The following is a 20,529-nucleotide window of genomic DNA, read 5'->3' on the forward strand; positions in this document are numbered from 1 at the left end:
GGACGCCGACATGGACGCGAGTATCTTCCTCATCCAGTGCCTGAACGCGCTGCAGCACGGTCTGCTGCTGTTCCTGGTAGCCAGCGGCCTGACGCTGATCTTCGGCATCATGGGCATCATCAACCTGGCCCATGGCAGCTTCTACATGATCGGCGCCTATATGGCCTTCGCGCTGGGGCCGCTGGTCGACAGGTGGGCGGCTGGCGGCTTCGCCGCCACGCTGCTGCTGTGCGTGCTGCTGGCGGCCCTGCTGGGCTATCTGCTGGAGGCCGCATTCTTCAGCTACCTGTACCGCCGCAACCACCTGCAGCAGGTGCTGATGACCTACGGGCTGATCCTCGTGTTCGAAGAAGTGCGCAGCCTGCTGGTGGGCAACGACGTGCACGGCGTGCCGATGCCCGCCTGGCTGTCGGGCACGATACCGCTGGGTGGCGTGATGACATATCCGGTCTACCGGCTGTTCATCTCGGCGGTGGGCATCGGCGTCGCGCTGCTGCTGTACTGGGTCATTACGCGCACCCGACTGGGCATGATGGTGCGCGCCGGCGCCAGCAACCGCGAGATGATCGGCTCGCTGGGCATCGACATCAACCGCCTGTACCGCATCGTGTTCGCGGCCGGCGTGGCGCTGGCCGCGCTGGCCGGCACGATTGCCGCGCCGGTGTCGTCGGTGTATCCCGGCATGGGGCATGGCGTGCTGATCGTGTGCTTCGTGGTGGTGGTGATAGGCGGCATCGGATCGATACGGGGCGCGTTCCTGGCGGCCATGCTGGTGGGCGCGGTCGAGACCTTCGGCCAGGTGCTGTTTCCGGCCGCGGCCGGCGTGCTGGTGTACCTGCTGATGGCCGCCATTCTGCTGTGCAAGCCCGAAGGGCTGTTCAAACAAGGCTAGCAAGGGAATGAAGCAAACAAGCAAACTGATTCCCCTGGCCGTGCTGCTGGCGCTGGCGGCGTTTCCGCTGCTGGGCGCCGACTACTACACCGGGCTGGCCGTCAAGCTCATGATCTATGCGATTTTCGCGCTGAGCCTGCAGTTGCTGGTGGGCGGCGCGGGGCTGGTCAGCCTGGGACACGCGGCCTACTTCGGCATCGGCGCCTATGCCGCGGCCCTGCTGTCGCCCGAGTCGGAAGCCGCCGGCCTGGCCTGGCTGCTGGGCGCGGCGGTGCTGGGCGCGGCCGCGTATGCGCTGGTGACCGGCGCCCTGGCGCTGCGCACGCGCGGCGTGTATTTCATCATGGTCACGCTGGCGTTCTCGCAGATGGCGTACTACGTGTTCCACGACACCGACCTGGGCGGCGGCAGCGACGGCATCTACCTGTACTTTCGCCCGCAGCTCTCGCTGGGCGGCTGGCAGCCGTTCGACCTGGACCAGCCCGGCGTCTACTACCTGTTCGTGCTGGCCTGCCTGGCCTTGACGTGGGGTTTCCTGGCCATGCTGGCGCGCTCGCCGTTCGGCGCGGCGCTGGCGGGCATACGCATCAACGAGCAGCGCATGCGCGCGGCCGGCTATTCCACCTTTCCGTACAAACTGGCCGCCTACGTGGTGGGCGCCGCGCTGGCCGGGCTGGCCGGCTTCCTGTACGCGCTGAAAGACGGCTTCGTGACGCCGGAACTGCTGGCCTGGGAGCAATCCGGCCTGGTGCTGCTGATGGTGATCCTGGGCGGCATGGGCCGGCTGGGCGGCGCCGTGCTGGGCGCGGCCGCGCTGATCCTGCTGCAGGAGCTGTTCCAGTCGCAGGCGATTTTCGGCGACTACGCCCAGCACTGGCACCTGCCGCTGGGCCTGTCCATCATCGCGCTGGTTGCGCTGCTGCCCGACGGGCTGGCCGGCCTGCCGGCCCAATGGCGCGCCCGCCGGCGCGCCGTGGCGCCACCCGCCGAAGCGCCGGAGGCCGCTCCCGCGCCCGCGCCGGCGCCCGCCATGCCCCTGCACGGAGAACCCCATGCCTGAAACCTTGTTGGCCGCGCGCGGCATCGTGCGCCGCTTCGGCGGCCTGGTCGCCGTCAATGATGTGTCGCTGGACCTGTACCGCGGCACCGTGCACGCGGTGATCGGCACCAACGGCGCCGGCAAGTCGACGCTCATCAACATACTGTCGGGCGAGCTGCAGGCCAGCGCCGGCCAGGTATTGCTGGAAGGCCGCGACATCACGGCCTGGCCGCAGCCGCAGCGCGCCCGCGGCGGGCTGGGCCGCAGCTACCAGCGCTCGACCATCTTCCCCACGCTGAGCGTGTACGAGAATTGCCGGCTGGCCGCCCAGGCGGGCCGCCAGCGCTTCTGGCACTGGTGGCGCGACGCCGCCGATTGCGCGCACAGCGCGGGCCAGGCGCGCGATGCGCTGGAGCGCACCGGCCTGGCCGCCAGCGCGGCCACGCTGGCTGGCCTGCTGCCGCACGGCCACAAGCGCCAGCTGGAAATCGCCATGTGCCTGGCCGGCCAGCCGCGCGTGCTGCTGCTGGACGAACCCCTGGCCGGCATGGGCCCGGAAGAAACCGAGCGCATCCTGGCCCTGCTGCAGGCCCTGAAGGCCGAGCATGCCATCCTGCTGGTAGAGCACGACATGGACGCGGTGTTCGGCAACGCCGACACGATCACCGTGATGGTCAACGGCAGCGCCATCGCCTGCGGCACGCCGGCGCAGATCCGCGCCAACCCGCAAGTTCAGGACGCCTACCTGGGAGAGGGCCCATGCACGCACTGATCGACGCCAGCGGCCTGCACAGCTATTACGGGGCCAGCCACGTGCTGCGCGGCGTGGACCTGCGCATCGCGCCCGGCGAGTCGGTGGGACTGGTGGGCCGCAATGGCATGGGCAAGACCACGCTGATCCGCACCTTGATGGGCCATGTGCGCAGCCGTCATGGCAGCCTGACCGTGGCCGGACGCGACTGCGCGCGCGCCCAGCCGCACGCCATCGCGCGCCTGGGCGTGGCCTACGTGCCCGAAGGGCGCGGCGTCTTTCCCAACCTGAGCGTGCGCGAGAACCTGCTGGTGGCCGCACGCCCCGGCACGCGCGGCCAGTCCGGCTGGACCTGCGAGCGCGTGCTGGCGACCTTCCCGCGCCTGGCGGAACGGCTGGACCACGGCGGGCAGCAGTTATCGGGCGGCGAACAGCAGATGCTGGCCATTGGCCGCGCCCTGACCACCAACCCCGACCTGCTGATCCTGGACGAGGCCACCGAGGGGCTGGCCCCGCTGATCGTGGCGGAAATCTGGAAAATCGTCGCCGCGATCCGCGCCACGGGCATATCGACCCTGATCGTCGACCGCAACTATCGCGCGGTGCTGGCGCACACCGACCGCTGCCTGGTCATGGAAAAAGGCCGCATCGTGCACCAGGGCGCCAGCCCGGCGCTGGCGGCCCGGCCCGAGCAACTGGCGCGTTACCTGGGGGTGTAGCCCGGGCTGCGGTATCCCGATATTCAATGCTTGCCGAAAGCGGCGAAGAAGGTGCGTACGGCCAGCTCGGCCCAGCGCTTTTTCTGGGCCTCGGACGGCCGTCGGTCGGGCAGCAGCACCCCTTCGAGCTGCGCCTGCCCGCGCACCAGGCTGAAGAACAGGCGGGCAGCTTCCTGCGGGCTGACATCGCCCAGGTGCAGTTCTTGATTCCGCACGCCCCGCTCCACGTGTTCGGCCACGATGCCGCAATACGCCTCGGGGCCATTTTCAAAAAAGGCGCGCGCCAATTCCGGAAAGCGCGGCGCCTCGGCCGCCGATACGCGGAACAACGCCAGGCCCTCGGGCGCAACGCCGAATTCCAGGTAGGCGTTGGCGAGTTCGGACAATACCGCATGGATGGCGCCGGGCACCGAGCGCAGGCTGCGCAACGTTGCCATGTGCTCAGCGCACTTGCCTTCTATTACCGCCTCGAACAGCGCCTGCTTGGTGGGGTAATAGGCATAGACGGTGGCCTTCGACACCCCGGCGGCCCGCTGGATCATATCGGTGGTGGCGGCCGAGAAACCATGGGTCAGGAACACTTCGCGGGCCGCGGTCAGCACGGCCAGCTGCTTGCCGGTGGGCTGTGCGGACGAATCCTGGCGTGCGCCGTAAGCTGGAGAATCGGAAATCGTGTTCATCTATACCGATCGGTTCAAAAAATGTTGACCATCGAGGTGAGGCGACGATATCATACTGTACCGATAAGTACAGTACAGTTTATTTGCCATGTCCTCCGTCAAGCTCCTGGCCGGCCGGGCCGTATTGCTAGGCATGCTCGCCGCGGCGGGCGGCTGCGCGGTCGGGCCGGACTTTGTCACGCCGGAGGCGGATTTGGCGCAGATGACGCTGCGGCCCAGAGAAGGACAGCCGCGCCAGGCCCTGTCGGCCGACCCGGTGCCGCGCGAGTGGTGGCACCTGCTGAACGATCCGGTACTCGATGCGCTGGTGGCGCGTGCATGGGACGGCAACCTGGATCTGCAAGCGGCGGCCGCCCGGGTCGAGCAAAGCCGCGCGCGAGCCGGCGTGGCGCTGGCCCAGCTGTTTCCGCGCGTGGACCTGGATGCCAGCCTGACCCGCGGGGCCATCAGCGAGAACGGGCCGATGGCGGCGCTCGGTGCTCCCACGTCGACTACCGATCTGTGGCGGGCCGGGTTCCAGGCCGATTGGGAAATCGACCTGTGGGGCCGCTTGCGGCGCCAGCGCGAGGGGGCGGTTGCCACGCTGCAAGCCACCCTGTACGAACAGCGCAGCGCGCAGGTGGCGCTATCGGCCGAAATCGCGCGGCAATATGTGGCGCTGCGCGGGGTGCAGACCCGGCTGGACATCGCGCGCCGCAACCAGGAGATCGCGGCGCACCTGCTGCGGCTGACCGAGACGCGCTTGCGCAACGGGGTGGCAACGCGCTTCGACCTGTCTTCCGCGCGTGCGCAGAAGGCCAGCATCGATGCTCTTATCCCGCCCCTGCGCGAGCAGCAGAACGTCTTGCTCAACGCACTGGCGCTGCTGGTGGGCCAGCCGCCGCGCAGCCTGGATGCGCAGTTATCGACGCCGCGTCCCCTGCCAGATGCGGCACTGGAACTGCCCGTGGGGCTGCCATCGGAACTGGCGCTGCGCCGGCCCGACATCCAGAGCGCCTCGGCGCGCCTGCACGCGGCCACGGCGGCCATCGGCGCGGCTCAGGCGGATTTCTATCCCCGCATTTCGCTGGCGGGCGGATTCGGAACCCGCGCGCTGCAGGCCAGCGACCTGGGGCTGTGGAGTTCGACCGAGTTTTCGATCGGCCCACGTATCTATCTGCCGATATTCCAGGGCGGGCGCCTGGTGCGCATGCTGGAGCTGAGCGAAGCGAAGCAGCGCGAGGCCGCGATTGCCTATCGCCAGACCGTGCTGCGGGCGTGGCACGAAGTCGACGACGCGCTCAACGCCATGGTGACCCAGCAGCAACGCCAGCAAGCCCTGCGGCAAGCCATGATGCAAAGCCGCGACGCACTGCGGGCAGCGCAATCGTCGTACAAACAGGGCGCTGCGGATTACGTGACGGTACTGGCGGCGCAGCGCGCCGTGCTGGAAAGCGAACTGCACCTCAGCAACGCGGCCACCGGCAGCGTGCTTGCGGTGGTCTACTTGTACAAAGCCCTGGGCGGCGGCTGGGCTCCGCCGCCACATGACGCCCCCAACCAGCAGGCGCTGCACGCGCCCGGGACGGCATCGTGAACGCGTCCACGGCGGCGCCGGCTGCCGGCCACGCCCAGCCAGCCCTGGACGCGCGGCTGGCCGCGGGCCTGCTCGGCATCTTCATCGCGGCCATGGCCGCGGGCATCAATAATCGCGTAGGCGCCCTGGCCCTGGCCGATATCCGCGGCGCGGGCGGTTTCGGCCTGGATGACGCATCGTGGATCACCACGGCCTACACCGCCGGCGAGCTGATCGCCATGCCGCTGGCGCCCTGGTTTGCCGTCACGCTGAGCCTGCGGCGCTTTCATCTGCAGATGCTGGCCGCGGGCGCGGCGATCGCCGGCGTGCTGCCCTTTGTGCATGACCTGCGCCTGCTGTTGCTGCTGCGCGGCCTGCAAGGCGTGGCCAGCGGCGCATTGATTCCGCTGCTGATGATGGCGGCGCTGCGCTTTTTCCCGCCGTCGATCCGGCTGTTTGCGCTGGCCCTGTACTCGATGACCGCCACCTTCGCGCCCAATGTCTCGACCTGGCTGACCGGGTTGTGGACCGACCAGTTGGTGGACCTGCGCATGGTGTACTGGCAAATCGTGCCCATCAATCTGTTGGCGGGCCTGCTGGTGGCTTGGGGCATTCCGCAAGACCGCCCCCTGCCGGAACGCTTTCGCCACGCCAACTGGCTGGGCATGGCTTTCGGCGGGGCGGGCTTGCTGCTGCTGGCCATTGGCATCGAACAGGGCAACCGGCTGGAATGGTTTACCTCGCCGCTGGTCTGCACCAGCCTGTCGGCCGGCAGCCTGCTGCTGGCATTCTATTTGTTCACCGAATGGCATCACCCGACGCCCTTCATCAAGCTGCAGCTGCTGAAACGCCGCAACTTGTGGCTGGGTTTCTCGTTGTTCCTGTGCCTGCTGGTGATCTTTCTGTCGGGTTCGCTGCTGCCCGCGACGCTGCTCGGCCATGCCTGGCATTACCGCGCGCTGCAAAGCGCCCCCATCGGCCTGATGATCGGCCTGCCGCAACTGGTGGTGGCGCCTGCCGTGGCGATGCTGCTGTACCAGAAGTGGGTCGATGCGCGCGCGGTAATGGCGGCAGGCATGGCCATCACCGCGGCGGCCTGCCTGCTGGGCGCGCAGGTCACCAACCAATGGATGTGGCCGGAGTTCGCGCTGGCCCAGGGACTGCAGGCCGTCGGGCAGCCGATGGCCATTGTCGCCATGCTGTTCCTGGCCACCAGCATGGTCGCTCCGCAAGAAGGCCCCTATGTGTCGGGCATCGTCAATCTGCTGCGGGCCTTGGGCGCGCCGCTGGGGTCGGCGCTGATCTCGCGCGTCATCGAGCTGCGCACGCGATTCCACGGCGAAATGCTGCTCGACCATGCCGCCCTGGCGCACGCGGCGCCCCCGGCCGACCTGGCCGCACGCATCGCGGGCGAGTCGGCCATTCTGTCGATCGCCGATGCCTATCTGCTGCTGGCGCTGCTGGCCCTGGCGCTCATCCCGCTGACGTATTTCTTCCAATTCATGCCCTCGCCGCGCGCGGCGGCGAGCCCTGCGCGATAAAGGCCTCATCATGGCACTGAGCAAGAAAACAAAACTGGCGGGCAGCGCGACCGTGATGGTTGCCGCGGTGGCGCTCGCCCTGATCTTCAACCGTCCGGAAAGCGCGGCGGCGACGCAGTCGACCGACGATGCGTACATCCGCGCCGAGATCACGTCCGTGGCGCCGGAAATCACCGGCCTGGTCGAGGCGGTGCTGGTCGAAGAAAACCAGCCGGTGCGCGCGGGCCAGTTGCTGGTGCAGATCGACGACCGCGAATACGTGCTGGCCGAACGCAATGCCGCCGCCGCGCTGGCGCATGCGCGCGCGGCGGCCGATGGCATTCATGCACAAATCGAGGTGCAACAGTCGGTGATCCGGCAGGCGCAGTCAACCATTGAAGCCGACCAGGCCACCCGGGAGCTGGCGCGGCTGGACTACAGCCGCTATAAAAGCCTGGCCGCCGACGGTTCCGGCACCGTGCAGGCGCGCCAGCAGGCAAAGGCCCGCCTGCAGGTGGAAAAGGCCCAGCAAACCAAAGACCAGGCCATCCTGCAGGCGCAGAAAGGGCGGCAGGCCGCCCTGCAGGCCGACCTGCTGCGCGCGCAGGCCGAGATCCGGCAGGCCGAGGCGGCGCTTGCGCAGGCGCGGCTGGATCTTTCCCGCACCCGGATCACGGCGCCGATCGCCGGCACAATCGGCCACAAGCGAGTGCGCGTGGGCAACTACGCGCGCACCGGCGACCCGCTGCTGACGCTGGTGCCGCTGACCGACATTTACATCGAAGCCAATTTCCGCGAAACGCAGCTGGCGCGCATGCGCCAGGGCCAGCCGGTGCGGGTGACCGTCGACGCCCTGCCGGGCCGCACGTTCACGGGCACGGTGCAAAGCCTGGGACCGGCCAGCGGCGTCAGCTACTCGGTAATCGCCCCGCACAACGCCACCGGCAATTTCACCAAGATCGTGCAGCGCCTGCCGGTGCGCATTGCGCTGGACCCCCAACAGGATGGCGCCGACCAGCTGCGCGTAGGCATGTCGGTTCAGCCCGAAGTCGACGTCAATGCGCGATAACGCCAGGCCCGTGATGAACCGCCCGCACATCTCGTTGCATGACATTTTTATATTCGTGGAAGTCGCCAAGCGGCGCGGCTTCACCGCCGCGGCCGAAGCGGTGGGCCTGCCGGTAGCCACGATCTCGCGCCGCGTGTCCACGCTGGAAGAACAGCTGGGGCTGAAGCTCTTCAACCGCTCGACGCGGCGCATTGAACTGACTGCGGCCGGTGCGCAGTACTTCAATGAATGCGCGGCCCACGTAGAAGGCGCGCTGCTTGCGCACGAAAAGGTCTACGACTATCTCGAACGCCCCGCCGGCGAGTTGCGCATTTCTGCGCCGCCAGGGCTGTCGGCGCTGCTGCCGGCCATGCTGCGCGAATTGCACCAGCAGTATCCGGATGTCTCGTATGACATCGAGCTCGGGTCCGCGCAGGCGGGCCTGCAACGTCCGGGCCTGGACCTGATGCTGAGGTTCGGCGCGTTGGAGGACTCTCCGCTGGTGCAGCGCGCCGTCACCCGGATCCGCTGGATACTGGTCGCCTCGCGCGGCTATCTGAAGCGCGCGGGCCGGCCCGTCGATCCCGGCTGCCTGGCGCGCCACCAGCGCATCGTGATCGGCTATGACGCGGTCTGGCAACTGCGCCGCGACGGCCGGACCTATCGCATCGAAAACGGCGCATACATCAAGACTAACGATGCCTGGCTGGGCGTGGACCTGGCCGCCAGCGGCCTGGGCATCGCATGCATGCCGTCGCATCGGCTCATGGCGCAGACCATGCGGGAGCAAGACCTGGAGCAGGTCTTGCCGGAATGGGAACTGCCCCCGATCACACTTTATGCGCTGTCCGATACGCGCACGATGTCGGCGCGCGCGCGCATTTTTCTGGATGCGCTGACCAGGCACCTGGACGCGCGGAGCATTCTCCCGGCTGAAACGGGCCGAACCAGGCACCTGGCGCCCGCAGGGTGCCAGGTGCCGTCTTGTTGAGACGCCCATTGCGCACTTCGGTGTCTGGCACCTTCGGAGCCAGACACCTGGCGATGACGAGCTGAACCAGGTATCTGGCAAAGGTCTCCGGACGCGCGGCGCGATGCGCCACCCGACATGGGATAGCCGCGGGCCAGCCTTAGATCAGGGCCTCGATCAGGTACGGCCCCTTGCGCGCCAGTCCCGCCTGCATAGCCTTGGTAAAGGCCTCGACCGAATCGACGCGCACGGCCTCGACGCCCATGCCGGCGGCCAGGCTGACCCAGTCCAGGCTGGGCTCTTGCAGATCGAGCATGCGCTTGGCATTGCGGCCGGGTTCCTGCACGCCCACGTTTTTCATTTCGCCGTGCAGCGTGGCGTACGAACGATTGGCCAGGATGATGGTCAGGCAGTCGAGCTGCTCGCGCGCCTGGGTCCAGAGCGCCTGCACCGTGTACATGCCGCTGCCGTCTGCCTGCAGCGTGATGACCTTGCGGTCGGGACAGGCAACGGCCGCGCCGGCGGCCAGCGGCAAGCCGATGCCGATGGCCCCGCCGGTCAGTTGCAGCCAGTCGTGCGGCGCCGAGGTGGCGCTGATGAGCGGAAATTCGCGCCCTTGCGTCACCGACTCGTCGCAGACGATGGCGTTTTCCGGCAGCAGGCGGGCGGTGATGATGTTGACCGCCGCGCCCGTCAGCGCGCCCGAACGCGGCATGTCGGCCGGCGCCGCAACGGGTAGCAGGCCCGGCGCGCCCGCGGCGATGCCCAGTTCGTCGGCCAGCCATTGCAGGGCCTGCAGCAGGTCTTGTTCGGCAGTGGCCAATACGATGGGCGCCTGCTCTTGCGGCGCCAGCAGGCTGGGCTTGCCCGGATACGCAAAGAACGCCACCGGCGCGCTGGCGCCCACCAAAATCAGCTGCCGCACGTCTTTCAGCAACGCCACGGCCTGGTCCACGGGATAAGGCACGCGCGTCACCGGCGTGCGGTTGATGCCGCGCTCGGTGCGGCGGTTGGACGTCGGCGACAACAGGCGCACACCGGTGGCCCGCGCGATGCGCCCGGCTACGGCCAGCGCCGGTTCGCGCAGCGCCATGCCGCCCAGCATCAAGGCCACGCCCTGCCCGGCGCGTATGGCCTGTGCCGCGGCGCGCACCGCGTCCTGGGTGGTTTGCGGCGGCGCGTCCAGCCGCGCCACGGGCGGGGCCGGAGTGTCGGCGGGCAACTCGCCCCAGGCCGCGTCGGCGGGCAGGATCAGCGTGGCGATGTTGCCCGGCGCCTGGCGCGCCACGCGCACCGCCTCGGCGGCGTCGGCCGCGAGATCGCTGGCGGCCTGGGTGCGGCGCACCCAATGCGACATGGGGCGCGCCACGCCTTCGACGTCGCTGGTCAGCGGGGCGTCGTATTGCACATGGTAGGTAGCGTGGTCGCCCACCACATTGACCATGGGCGTGCGCGCGCGCTTGGCGTTGTGCAGATTGGCCAGGCCGTTGCCCAGCCCCGGACCCAGGTGCAGCAGCGTGGCGGCCGGTTTGTCGGCCATGCGCGCGTAGCCGTCGGCCGCGCCGGTGACCACGCCTTCGAACAGCCCCAGCACGCAGCGCATGCGCGGTTTGCGATCCAGCGCCGCCACGAAGTGCATCTCGGACGTGCCCGGGTTGGCAAAGCAAACGTCCACATCGTTGGCAAGCAGGGTGTCGCAGAGGCTATCAGCGCCGTTCATAGGTGTTTCCGTCCAGCAGAGTTGCAAAAAGCGCGACCTGCGGCCGCGCGTCGGTAAGGCATCATAGAAATGGAACCCGTCAGCGGACAGGTCCACTCGGGGCCCCAAGGATAGAACCATTCGCGGCCGCGCGCCAATGCGGCGGCCGCGCTCACCGATCGGCGGCAGACCGCGGCGCGGCCAGGTACACCGCCAACATCGCCATCCCCACCACCACGCCCGCGGCGCTCACCAGCGCCCAGCCGCCGTGCGACCACGCAAACCCCGCCAGCGACGATCCGGCCGCGCTGCCCACGAAGAACACGCCCACGAACAGCCCGTTCATGCGGCCGCGCGCCTCGGGCCGCACCAGGTTCACGGCGCGCCGGCCCAGGGTCTGGTCGCCGGTGACGCCCGCGTCGAGCAGAATCGCGGCCATTGTCAGCGCCGCCAGCGCCGCGCCAACCGGCAACACCGCGCCGGTGCCCGGCCACGCGCCGCCGGCCCAGCCAGCCAGCAGCCACGACACCACCACCACGGCCTGCGCCGCGATGCTGGCGCGGCGGGTATGCCCGCGGTCGCCCGCGCGCCCGGCCAGCGGCGCGGTCACGACACCCACCGCCCCGCACAGGGCCAACGCCGCCACGGCCCGCGCTCCCAGGTGAAATGGCGCCTGCGCCAGCCGCAGCGAAATCGCGGTCCAGAACAGGCTGTAGGCCGCCATGCCCAATGCCGCGGTGGCCGCGCGCCAGCGCAGCACCGGCTCGTGGCGCAGCAACGCGGCCAGCGACGCGATCAGCGCCGGATAGGCGGGCCCGTCATGGGGACGGCGTTGCGGCAGCAGGCACAGCAGCGCCACACCAGTGGCCGCCATGCCGCCCGCGAACACCAGATACAGCGCACGCCAGCCCCAGGCATCGACCACCAGGTTCGACAACGGGCGCGACAACAGCACGCCCACCATCAGGCCACTCATCACGTTGCCCACCGTGGCGCCGCGCCGCTCGGGCGCCGCCATAAACGCAGCCATGGGCACCAGCATCTGGATCGCGCAGGTAGACGCCCCGCCGGCAAACACCGCGGCCATGAATACGGCGCCGCCCGGCGCGAAAGCGGCCGCCAGCATGCATAGCGCGCACACTGCCAGCGTGGCGCCGATCAGCCGGCGGTTCTCCAGGCGGTCAGCCAGCGGCACGAGCAGCACCAGGCCCAGCGCGTAGCCCAGCTGCGGCAGCATGGCCAGCACGCCCACGCTGTCCAGCCCCAGGCCGAGCGACGCCGCGATAACGGGCGCCACGGTCTGTACGGCAAACAGGTTCATCACCATCACCGCCACCGAGGTGGCGAACAGCAGGGTGCGGCCCGCGCCCAACCCGGCGGGCGCGGCACGAGGCGCGGCATGGCTGGGCAAACGGGATTCGACGACGGGCATGACAGCTCTCCACAGGCAGGAACACATTGGCCAGCCAGTCTAGGAAGCCTGTCTTATTGCGTCTATTGAAATATAATTTTCTTTATTATGCGTATTTGTTTAAATTGCCCATGAACACGCGCGACATCGAGGCCTTCGTGGCCGTGGTGGAAACCGGCAGCCTCAGCGCTGCATCGGGCCGCCTGCATTTGACGCAGCCGGGCGTGAGCCGGCGCCTGCGCAACCTGGAAGATCTGCTGGGGGTAGCGCTGGTCGATCGGCAATCCAAGCCGCTCAAGCCCAGCGCCGCCGGGCTGCGCGTCTACGAACTGGGCCGCGGGGTGCTGGCCGCGGTGGCGGCCCTGCGCCAGGGCGCGGCGCCCGACGCCGAGCCGCGCGGCGAATTCCGCGTGGGCGTGCCCCCTTTCCTGGCCGAGCCAGCGCTGGCCGAGCCGCTCGATGTACTGCGCGGGCGCTATCCCGGGTTGTCCGTGAACGTCACCGCGGCCTGGTCGCCCAGCCTGGTGCCCATGGTGGAAAACGGCGCGCTCGATGCCGCGGCCATCATGATGCCCGACACCGAAACGCTGCCTGCCCACCTGTGCGCCCTGCCGCTGGCGCGCTCGGCCGTGGTGATCGTGGCCTCGCCGTCCCTGGCGATCACGCGCGACGCCGCCGGCGTCGTGCCGCTCGAAGCCCTGGCCAGCCACCCCTGGGTACTCAACCAGGACGGCTGCGGTTTGCGCACCGCCATCCGCAAGACCTTCGAGGCCGCGGGGCTGCCGTTTCGCATTGCCGTCGAAGCCTATGGCGCCGAGCTGCAACTGTCGCTGGCCGCGCGCGGCGTGGGCATCGGCCTGGTTACGCCCGGCGCGCTGGCGCGCAGCCGCCATCGCGAAGCGTTGACCATTCTGAACGTGCCCGCTTTCACTACCGGGCTGCGCGCGGAGTTGATCCACCTGCCGACGCTGGGCCCGCTGGCCGCGCCAGTGACCCTGCTGCGCGACGAACTGATCCACGCACTGGGCGGCGCTCCAGGGCGCATATAGCCGGGCGAAGTTCAATCACCGAACAGAAAAACGGCGCCGGTTCTCGAAGGCCGCGACTAACTCGCGCATACTTTTCAGGCGATATCGTTCGCTCAACAAAACCAACCGGCAGATCCGGGAAACAGGCGCGATCCGCCGCCTGGCGTTCCGGCTCATGCCCAACAGGCGGAGACAAACCCATGCCCATTTCCTTTTCCCGATCCCTTGCCCGGCCGAGCCGCCGCACCGCCCTGGCCGCCCTGCTGGCAGCCGCCGTGGCCGGCATCGCCCTGCCCGGCGCGCGTGCCCAGGCCGCCGACGCCTGGCCCGACCGGCCCATCAAGGTCATCGTGCCCTACACCCCCGGCGGCGCCACCGACACCGTGACCCGCATCGTCATGGACAAGCTGTCGGCGCGGCTGGGCCAGAACATCATCATCGAAAACAAGCCCGGCGCCAACAGCACGCTGGGTTCGTCCCTCGCCGCCAAGGCCGACCCCGACGGCTACACCTTCCTGAGCATGTTGCCGGCGTACGTCATCAACACGCACCTGTACAAGCTGTCGTATTCGCCGTCACAGCTCGAACCGGTGGTGCATATGGCCGACCTGCCGCTGTTCCTGTTCGTGAGCAACGACCTGCCCGTGAAAACGCTGGGCGAGCTGGTCGAATACGGCCGCAAGCATCCCGACACGCTCACCTATGCCTCCAGCGGCACGGGCTCCAGCGCCCACCTGACCGGCGCCGACTTCGCGCTGCAAGCCAAGCTGAAAATGACGCACGTGGCCTATAAGGGCAGCGCCCCCATCCTGACCGACCTGCTGGCCGGCCGCGTGTCGATGGTGTTCGACCCGGTGCTGGTGCCCATGCAGTACGTCAAGCAAGGCAAGCTGAAGGTGCTGGCCTTCACCGGCAAGAAGCGCTGGCCCAACGAGCCCGACGTGCCCACCATGGAAGAAGCCGGCTTCCCGGGCTTCGTGACCGGCTCGTGGGCCGGGCTGCTGGCGCCCACCGGCACGCCCAAGCCCATCATCGAGCGTATGGCCAAGGAAATCAGCGAGATCGTGCACGAGCCCGACGTCACCAAGAAGTTCCTCGACGCCGGGTTCCTGCCCACCGGCAGCACGCCGGCTGAATTCGCCGAGCTGATGCGCAACGATTCCGATCGCTACGCGAACATCATCAAGGAAGCCCACATCACCGTGAATTGAGGCCACCCCGAAGCGCAGCGCGCGCGGCCCGGCAAGGGCGTGCGCGCTGCCAAACATCCATACCAGCGGGACGCGCACCATGATCGATAAATTCGTGGCCTCGACCGCCGAGGCCGTGGCGGGCATTCATGACGGCGCCACGTTGCTGGTCGGCGGGTTCGGCGGGGCTGGCATGCCCACCGACCTGATCGACGCGCTCATCGAGCAGGGCGCGCGCGAGCTCACGGTCGTCAACAACAATGCCGGCAACCACGAGACCGGCCTGGCGGCCCTGATCAAAGCCGGGCGCGTGCGCAAGATGATCTGTTCGTTTCCCAAGGCTTCGCATTCGTGGGTGTTCGACGACCTGTACCGGCGCGGCCGCATCGAACTCGAATGCGTGCCGCAGGGCACGATCGCCGAGCGGCTGCGCGCCGCCGGCGCCGGCCTGGGCGGCTTCTACACGCCCACGGCCTACGGCACGGAACTGGCCGCCGGCAAGGAAACCCGCGAGATCGACGGACGCCACTATGTGTTCGAAAAGCCCCTGCACGGCGACTTCGCACTGGTGCAGGCCGACCGCGCCGACCGCTGGGGCAACCTGACCTACCGCATGAGCGCGCGCAATTTCGGTCCGGTGATGTGCATGGCCGCGGCCACCACCATCGTGCAGGTGCGCCAGCGCGTCGAGCTCGGCGAACTGTCGCCCGAAGCCATCGTGACGCCGGGCATCTTCGTGCACCGGGTGGCGGTCGTGGCCGAACCCGCCTTTTCGAGCTGAACAGGCCATGAACACGACGCAGACTCTCCAGCCCCTGACCCGCGAACAACTGGCGCGGCGCGTGGCGCGCGACATTCCCGACGGCAGCTACGTGAACCTGGGCATCGGCATGCCGGTGCTGATCGCGGCCCACTTGCCGGCCGGCCGCGAGATCGTACTGCACAGCGAGAACGGCATTCTGGGCATGGGGCCGCCGCCGGCGCCCGAGGCCGCCGACCGCGACCTGATCAACGCCGGCAAGCAACCCGTCACGCTGCTGGCGGGCGGCGCATTTTTTCACCACGCCGATTCGTTCGCCATGATGCGCGGCGGTCATCTCGACATCTGCGTCATGGGCGGCATGCAGGTATCGGCGGCCGGCGACCTGGCCAACTGGTCGCTGGGCCGCGCCGGCGAGCCGCCCGCGGTGGGCGGCGCCATGGATCTGGCGGTGGGCGCGCGGCGCGTCTACATCATGATGGATCACAACGCCAAGGACGGCACGCCGAAAATCGTGCAGCGCTGCACCCTGCCCCTGACCGGCGCCGGCGTGGTCAGCCGCATCTACACCGACCTGGCCGTCATCGACGTCACGCCCGACGGGCTGGTGGTTCGCGATATGATCGACGGCCTCACTTTGCCAATGCTGCAGTCGCGCACCGGAGCGCCGCTGCGCGCCGCCTGATGCGCAACCCGCCTCCTCCGCCCGATTACGCCGCACCGCTGCCCGCCGACGAACATCCCGACCGGTTCCGCGGCGACCCCGACTTCATGCTGACGCTGTCGCGCGGGCTGCGCGTGATCCGCGCCTTCGGCGAGCGCCGCTACCCGCAGACCGCCGCCGATCTCAGCCGGCGCGCCGGCCTGCCGCGCGCCGTCACGCAGCGCTGCCTGCATACGCTGATCCGGCTGGGTTTCGCCGAGCAGCAGGGCCGGCATTATGTGCTGACGCCGCTGATACTCAGCCTGGGCCATGCGTATTTTTCGTCCACGCCGTTCGTGTCGCTGGCCCAGCCGGTGCTGGAAGAGCTGAGCGCGACGGTAAACGAGACCTGCGCGCTGGCCATCATGGAAGGCAACGAGGTGCTGTACCTGGCGCGTTCGGAAGTGCACCGCATCCTGGCCACCACGCTGGGCCTCGGTAGCCGCCTACCGGCCTACTGCACCACCATCGGACGCGTAATGCTGGCGCAACTGTCGCCGGCCGCGCTCGACCGTTATTTCGACACCGTAGAACTCGCGCCGTACACCGAATTCACCGAAACCTCGCCCGCGCGCCTGCGCGAAATCATCGCCAAAGTGCGCGAGCAGGGTTACGCGGTGGTAGACCAGGAACTGGACCTGAACGTGCGCGCCATCGGCGTGCCGGTGCGCGCGGCCAGCGGGCGGGCCTGCGGCGGCCTGAACGTCAGCGTCAAGTCGCCGCGCATACCGCTGGCGCGGTTTACCAGTGAATTCCTGGCGCCCATGCAGGCGGCCGCCGACAAGCTGGGGCAGTTTCTGGTGCTGTAGCGGCGCGCGCCGTCAGGTGCCCGGCAGGCCGCTGGTGTCCAGGGTAAAGGCCGCGGCGGCGCGCCCGATGCGGTCGTTCACCGCCCGCCAGGCATCGTCGGCCGGCGGCGCCTGCACCAGAATGCGCGCATAGCCGCCGCCGTCGAGATCGCGCAGCATGGTGTACAGCGCCTGGGCATAGCGGCCGGCGTCGTCGGGCACCTGGCGCCAGGCCACGCGCGCGTCCAGCTCCGCGGGCGCCGCGCCGAACGCCACGATGGCCACGCGCCCGGCGGGCAGGCCCCGCCCGCGCGCCGCGTCCATCAGGTGTTGCGTCGTCATCAATTCCAGCGGCGTGTGCGGCGCGTAATGCGCCTTCAGGGTGCCCGAGGCGCGCGGCGCGGCGGCATCTGGCATGGCCACCGGCATGTCCAGCACGGCCTCGATCTGCGCGGGCGTGACGTGGCCGGGGCGCAGCAGCACCGGCCCCACGCCCTGTTCGAGCCGCGACAGGTCGACGATGGTGGACTCGATGCCCACCTGCGCCGGCCCGCCATCCAGCACGGGCATGCCCTGCGCCACCTCTTGCGGAAACTCGCCGCGCACGTGCTCGGCCCGGGTGGGCGATACATGCCCGAACTTGTTGGCCGACGGCGCGGCCACGCCGCCATGGCCGCCCGGCTTGCCTGCCGCGAAGGCGCGCAGCAGCGCCTGCGCCACGGGGTGCGAAGGGCAGCGCAAGCCGATGCTGTCTTGCCCGCCGCTGACCGCCGCGCCGGCATGCGGCGCGCGCGGCAAAATGAGCGTCAGCGGGCCGGGCCAGAAGGCGTCGATCAGTTGGCGGGCCGCGGGAGAAATGTTGCGGACCCAGTAACCCAGGTCGGCGCCCGGCGCCACGTGCACGATCACCGGGTGGTTCGACGGCCGGCCCTTGGCGGCATAGATGCGCGCCACCGCTTCGGGGTTCTGCGCGTCGGCCCCCAGGCCGTATACGGTTTCGGTGGGAAACGCGACCAGCTCGCCGGCCAGCAGGCGCTCGGCTGCGCGGGCGATGGCCGCCGCGTCGGGCAAGGCGTGATCAGGCTGGGACATGGCAGCTTACTCGGGCGCGGCCATGCCCAGCGCCGCCGCGACGCGCGCGGCGTCGGCGCGGGCCTGTTGCAGCGTGTCGCCCACCACGGTGACGTGGCCCATCTTGCGGCCGCGCCGCGGCTCGTGCTTGCCGTACAGATGCAGCTTGGCCGAAGGCACGGCCAGCGCGGCCGCCCAGTCGGGCTCGCGCGCCGCCGTGGCGCCCGGTTCGAACCAGACGTCGCCCAGAATGTTCAGCATCACGGCCGGCGCCAGCAGCGCCGTGCTGCCCAGCGGCAGGCCGGCCATCGCGCGCGCCTGTTGCTCGAACTGGCTGGTGACACAGGCGTCGATGGTGTAGTGGCCGCTGTTATGCGGCCGGGGGGCGATCTCGTTGACCACCAGGCTGCCGTCGGTCAGCACGAAGAACTCCACGCACAGCACGCCGTGATAGCCCAGGCCGCTTGCGATGGCGCGCGCCGCCTCGGTGGCCTGCGCCTGCCGCCGCGCATGGGCGGCGTCGCCATCGCCGGCCGCCACCGTGGACACCGCGAGAATGCCGTCCCGGTGCAGGTTGCGCGCCACCGGGAACACCACGTCGGCGCCGTCGAAGCCGCGCGCCAGCACGACCGAGATTTCGTAGTCGAGCGGCATCAGGGCTTCAAGCACGCACGGCACGCCGCCGAAACCGTCGAAGGCGGCCAGCGCTTCGGCGCGCGTGCCCACGCGCGCCTGGCCCTTGCCGTCGTAACCCAGCCGGGCCACTTTCAGGATGCCGGGAAACAGCGCGTCGGGCGCGGCCTGCAGGTCTTGCGTCGTGCGAATGGCGGCATGCGGCGCCACTGGAATGCCCTGCGCGGCGATGAAGGTTTTTTCGGCAATGCGGTCTTGCACGATGGCCACCGCGTCGGCCGCCGGGCTGACCCGGCACTGCGCCGCAAGGGTTCGCAGGCTGTCGGCCGGCACGTTTTCGAATTCGGTGGTCACGGCGCGGCAAAGCTGCGCCAGCTGGGCCAGGCCGTCCGCGTCATCGTAGGCGGCCTGGATGTGGCGGTCGGCCACCATGGCGGCCGGGCCGTCGGCGGCGGGGTCGAGCACGGCGACCCGATAGCCCAGGCTTTGCGCGGCGTGGCAAAACATGCGGCCCAGTTGGCCGCCGCCCAGCAAGCCCAGCCAGCCGCCGGGCGCGATCGTGAAAGAATCAGTGGATGAAGTCATACGGATGGCGCGCCCGGTGCGGGCGCGTGGCTAGGTCAGGGCTGCGGGGGCACCACCATGTTGCGGGCCGTTTCGGTCTGGCGCGCGCGAAACGCCAGCAACTGGCGATGCAGGGCATCGTCGGTGGCGGCAAGCGTGGCGATGACGTGCAGCGCCGCGTTGGCCGCGCCTGCCTCGCCAATGGCGAAGGTGGCCACCGGCACGCCCTTGGGCATCTGCACGATGGACAGCAGCGAGTCTTCGCCGCGCAGGTAGCGCGAGGGCACGGGCACCCCGAACACCGGCACTTCGGTCAGGGCGGCCATCATGCCAGGCAGGTGGGCCGCGCCGCCCGCGCCGGCAATAATGCCGCGCAGGCCGCGCGCGCGCGCCGTGGCGCCGTAGTCGGCCATGTCTTGCGGCATGCGGTGGGCCGAGATGACGCGGGTTTCGTGCGGCACGCCGAATTCTTCCAGCATGGTCACGGCGTGTTTCATGATGTCCCAGTCGCTGGAGGAACCCATGATCACGCCCACCACGGGAGTGGCCGGCGCTAAGGCGGAGGAAGTCGTCGTCATGGCAAGATCGGCAAGGCAGAAGGCGGGCGGGCACCGGGCCGTGGCGCGGCGGGCGGGAAACCCGGTATTTTACCCGGCCTGGCCGCGCGGCGCGCCCGGCGCGCCCTGCAACCGCCCTGCAACCGCCCTGCAACCGCCTAAGAACCGCTGCCGGCCGGCGCCGCGGCGGGCGCCAGCAAGGCGCCCTCGCACTCGCCCAGCCCGCATTCCAGCGAGGTAGCGGCGACGTTGACCAGGATGGCCAGCAGGAACAGCCCCATGACGATCAGGGCGGGCAGCGCGACGGGTTTCTTCAGGGCGTTGTCGCCCCATTTGCGATCGGCCGCGAGCATCAGCACGCAAAACGCCAGCAGCGCGCAAAAGGCCAGGAAAGCCCAGGAATGGATGGACAGGCCGAACAGCGGCGGCCCGCTGGGCGGCTCGCCCGCGCTTGCCTGTGCCAGCAATTGGTTGCCGGCCGCCACCAGGCCGCCCAGCGAGGCGGCGATCACCATCGCATAGTGCAATGGCGAAGGGCCCAGGCGAATATTCAACAGCAGCCCCACCCCGGCCATGACGAAGGCCGCGCGCTGCAGCAGGCACAGCGGGCAAGGAGCGGCGTCGAACAGCAACTGCCAGGCGAATGCCACATACAGCAGAATGCTGATGCCCAGCAACGCCACGGTATTGATAATGCGCGAACCGCGCGCGGGGTTCAGCGAAAAGATCACGCTCATTCAGAGCGGCTACAGGGCCAGCAAGAGCGGCTCGGCCAGGTGCACGCGGGCGCCGGCCACAAAGATCAGCAGCGTGGCCAGCCACAGGGTGAAGCAGGGGCGGCGCTTGCCGAGCATGCCGAACCACACCGCCAGGGCGCTGGTCAGAAAGGGCATCATCATGATCATGGCGATCGATCCTCCGGAGGTCGATCGTTACGATACGAAATATTGC

At 69.2% G+C, this 20,529-nt stretch carries 21 protein-coding genes; 13 read left to right on the forward strand and 8 right to left on the reverse strand.

Annotated features, from left to right (window positions below; all coding sequences use genetic code 11):
- Positions 1-10: 10 nt before the first annotated feature.
- From BPET_RS18170 to BPET_RS18185, 4 genes are read left to right on the forward strand one after another with little or no spacing between them, the layout of a single operon-like run.
- On the forward strand, positions 11-892 hold the full coding sequence (locus BPET_RS18170; protein WP_012250476.1) for a branched-chain amino acid ABC transporter permease: 882 nt from the start codon (positions 11-13) through the stop codon (positions 890-892).
- A 7-nt stretch (positions 893-899) separates the two neighbouring features.
- Positions 900-1,952: a branched-chain amino acid ABC transporter permease gene (locus BPET_RS18175; protein WP_012250477.1), complete on the forward strand. Its 1,053-nt coding sequence runs from the start codon at positions 900-902 to the stop codon at positions 1,950-1,952.
- Positions 1,945-2,703, forward strand: coding sequence for an ABC transporter ATP-binding protein (locus tag BPET_RS18180; protein ID WP_012250478.1), 759 nt, complete (start codon positions 1,945-1,947; stop codon positions 2,701-2,703). The genes BPET_RS18175 and BPET_RS18180 overlap by 8 nt, the downstream gene beginning before the upstream one ends.
- Positions 2,691-3,401 carry an ABC transporter ATP-binding protein gene (locus BPET_RS18185; RefSeq protein ID WP_012250479.1) on the forward strand — a complete coding sequence of 237 codons (711 nt, stop codon included), beginning with the start codon at positions 2,691-2,693 and terminating at the stop codon, positions 3,399-3,401. The genes BPET_RS18180 and BPET_RS18185 overlap by 13 nt, the downstream gene beginning before the upstream one ends.
- Before the next feature lie 23 nt (positions 3,402-3,424).
- On the opposite strand, the gene BPET_RS18190 is transcribed toward BPET_RS18185, so the two are convergent.
- Entirely contained in the window at positions 3,425-4,081 is a 657-nt protein-coding gene (locus BPET_RS18190; protein WP_012250480.1) for a TetR/AcrR family transcriptional regulator, read from the reverse strand.
- Between the two features lie 88 nt (positions 4,082-4,169).
- Here BPET_RS18190 and BPET_RS18195 point away from each other — a divergent pair, with 88 nt between their 5' ends.
- The 4 genes from BPET_RS18195 to BPET_RS18210 are packed head-to-tail and all read left to right on the forward strand — an operon-like array spanning position 4,170 to position 9,195.
- Positions 4,170-5,657, forward strand: a complete 1,488-nt coding sequence (locus BPET_RS18195) for an efflux transporter outer membrane subunit (protein ID WP_012250481.1) — start codon at positions 4,170-4,172, stop codon at positions 5,655-5,657.
- A complete protein-coding gene (locus BPET_RS18200) occupies positions 5,654-7,177 on the forward strand; it encodes an MFS transporter (RefSeq protein WP_012250482.1) in 1,524 nt (507 codons plus the stop codon). The genes BPET_RS18195 and BPET_RS18200 overlap by 4 nt, the downstream gene beginning before the upstream one ends.
- 10 nt (positions 7,178-7,187) lie before the next feature.
- Complete coding sequence (locus BPET_RS18205; RefSeq protein WP_012250483.1) at positions 7,188-8,225, forward strand: HlyD family secretion protein; 1,038 nt, start codon at positions 7,188-7,190, stop codon at positions 8,223-8,225.
- Positions 8,226-8,259: 34 nt separating this feature from the next.
- Positions 8,260-9,195, forward strand: coding sequence for a LysR family transcriptional regulator (locus BPET_RS18210; RefSeq protein ID WP_158310088.1), 936 nt, complete (start codon positions 8,260-8,262; stop codon positions 9,193-9,195).
- Between the two features lie 139 nt (positions 9,196-9,334).
- Here BPET_RS18210 and BPET_RS18215 read toward each other — a convergent pair whose 3' ends face one another.
- Together BPET_RS18215 and BPET_RS18220 are read right to left on the reverse strand one after the other, a co-directional pair.
- Positions 9,335-10,894 (reverse strand): acetolactate synthase large subunit, encoded by a 1,560-nt coding sequence (locus BPET_RS18215; RefSeq protein ID WP_012250485.1) that lies wholly within the window; start codon positions 10,892-10,894, stop codon positions 9,335-9,337.
- A 151-nt stretch (positions 10,895-11,045) separates the two neighbouring features.
- On the reverse strand, positions 11,046-12,305 hold the full coding sequence (locus tag BPET_RS18220; RefSeq protein ID WP_012250486.1) for an MFS transporter: 1,260 nt from the start codon (positions 12,303-12,305) through the stop codon (positions 11,046-11,048).
- A gap of 110 nt (positions 12,306-12,415) precedes the next feature.
- On the opposite strand from BPET_RS18220, the gene BPET_RS18225 reads away from it, so the two are divergent.
- The 5 genes from BPET_RS18225 (at position 12,416) to BPET_RS18245 (ending at position 16,774) form a co-directional block, all read left to right on the forward strand.
- The gene (locus BPET_RS18225) at positions 12,416-13,333 is read left to right on the forward strand and encodes a LysR family transcriptional regulator (RefSeq protein ID WP_012250487.1); all 918 of its coding nucleotides are present in this window, start codon (positions 12,416-12,418) and stop codon (positions 13,331-13,333) included.
- 179 nt (positions 13,334-13,512) lie between these two features.
- Positions 13,513-14,523, forward strand: a complete 1,011-nt coding sequence (locus tag BPET_RS18230; protein WP_012250488.1) for a Bug family tripartite tricarboxylate transporter substrate binding protein — start codon at positions 13,513-13,515, stop codon at positions 14,521-14,523.
- Between the two features lie 79 nt (positions 14,524-14,602).
- On the forward strand, positions 14,603-15,283 hold the full coding sequence (locus BPET_RS18235) for a 3-oxoacid CoA-transferase subunit A (RefSeq protein WP_012250489.1): 681 nt from the start codon (positions 14,603-14,605) through the stop codon (positions 15,281-15,283).
- Positions 15,284-15,290: 7 nt separating this feature from the next.
- Complete coding sequence (locus BPET_RS18240; protein ID WP_012250490.1) at positions 15,291-15,947, forward strand: 3-oxoacid CoA-transferase subunit B; 657 nt, start codon at positions 15,291-15,293, stop codon at positions 15,945-15,947.
- The gene (locus tag BPET_RS18245; protein WP_012250491.1) at positions 15,947-16,774 is read left to right on the forward strand and encodes an IclR family transcriptional regulator domain-containing protein; all 828 of its coding nucleotides are present in this window, start codon (positions 15,947-15,949) and stop codon (positions 16,772-16,774) included. Before BPET_RS18240 ends, BPET_RS18245 begins: the two co-directional genes overlap by 1 nt.
- A gap of 12 nt (positions 16,775-16,786) precedes the next feature.
- Here the strand turns inward: BPET_RS18245 and BPET_RS18250 are convergent, their stop codons facing one another.
- The 5 genes from BPET_RS18250 to BPET_RS27105 form a co-directional block, all read right to left on the reverse strand.
- On the reverse strand, positions 16,787-17,845 hold the full coding sequence (locus tag BPET_RS18250) for an L-threonylcarbamoyladenylate synthase (protein ID WP_012250492.1): 1,059 nt from the start codon (positions 17,843-17,845) through the stop codon (positions 16,787-16,789).
- A 6-nt stretch (positions 17,846-17,851) separates the two neighbouring features.
- Entirely contained in the window at positions 17,852-19,042 is a 1,191-nt protein-coding gene (locus tag BPET_RS18255) for a 5-(carboxyamino)imidazole ribonucleotide synthase (RefSeq protein ID WP_012250493.1), read from the reverse strand.
- Positions 19,043-19,077: 35 nt separating this feature from the next.
- Positions 19,078-19,599: a 5-(carboxyamino)imidazole ribonucleotide mutase gene (purE, locus tag BPET_RS18260; protein WP_012250494.1), complete on the reverse strand. Its 522-nt coding sequence runs from the start codon at positions 19,597-19,599 to the stop codon at positions 19,078-19,080.
- Between the two features lie 137 nt (positions 19,600-19,736).
- On the reverse strand, positions 19,737-20,309 hold the full coding sequence (locus BPET_RS18265) for a disulfide bond formation protein B (protein WP_041864151.1): 573 nt from the start codon (positions 20,307-20,309) through the stop codon (positions 19,737-19,739).
- Between the two features lie 15 nt (positions 20,310-20,324).
- Positions 20,325-20,483, reverse strand: coding sequence for a DUF5993 family protein (locus BPET_RS27105; protein ID WP_012250496.1), 159 nt, complete (start codon positions 20,481-20,483; stop codon positions 20,325-20,327).
- Positions 20,484-20,529 lie beyond the last annotated feature (46 nt).

The organism is Bordetella petrii, assembly GCF_000067205.1.
Taxonomy (GTDB): Bacteria; Pseudomonadota; Gammaproteobacteria; order Burkholderiales; family Burkholderiaceae_B; genus Bordetella_A; species Bordetella_A petrii.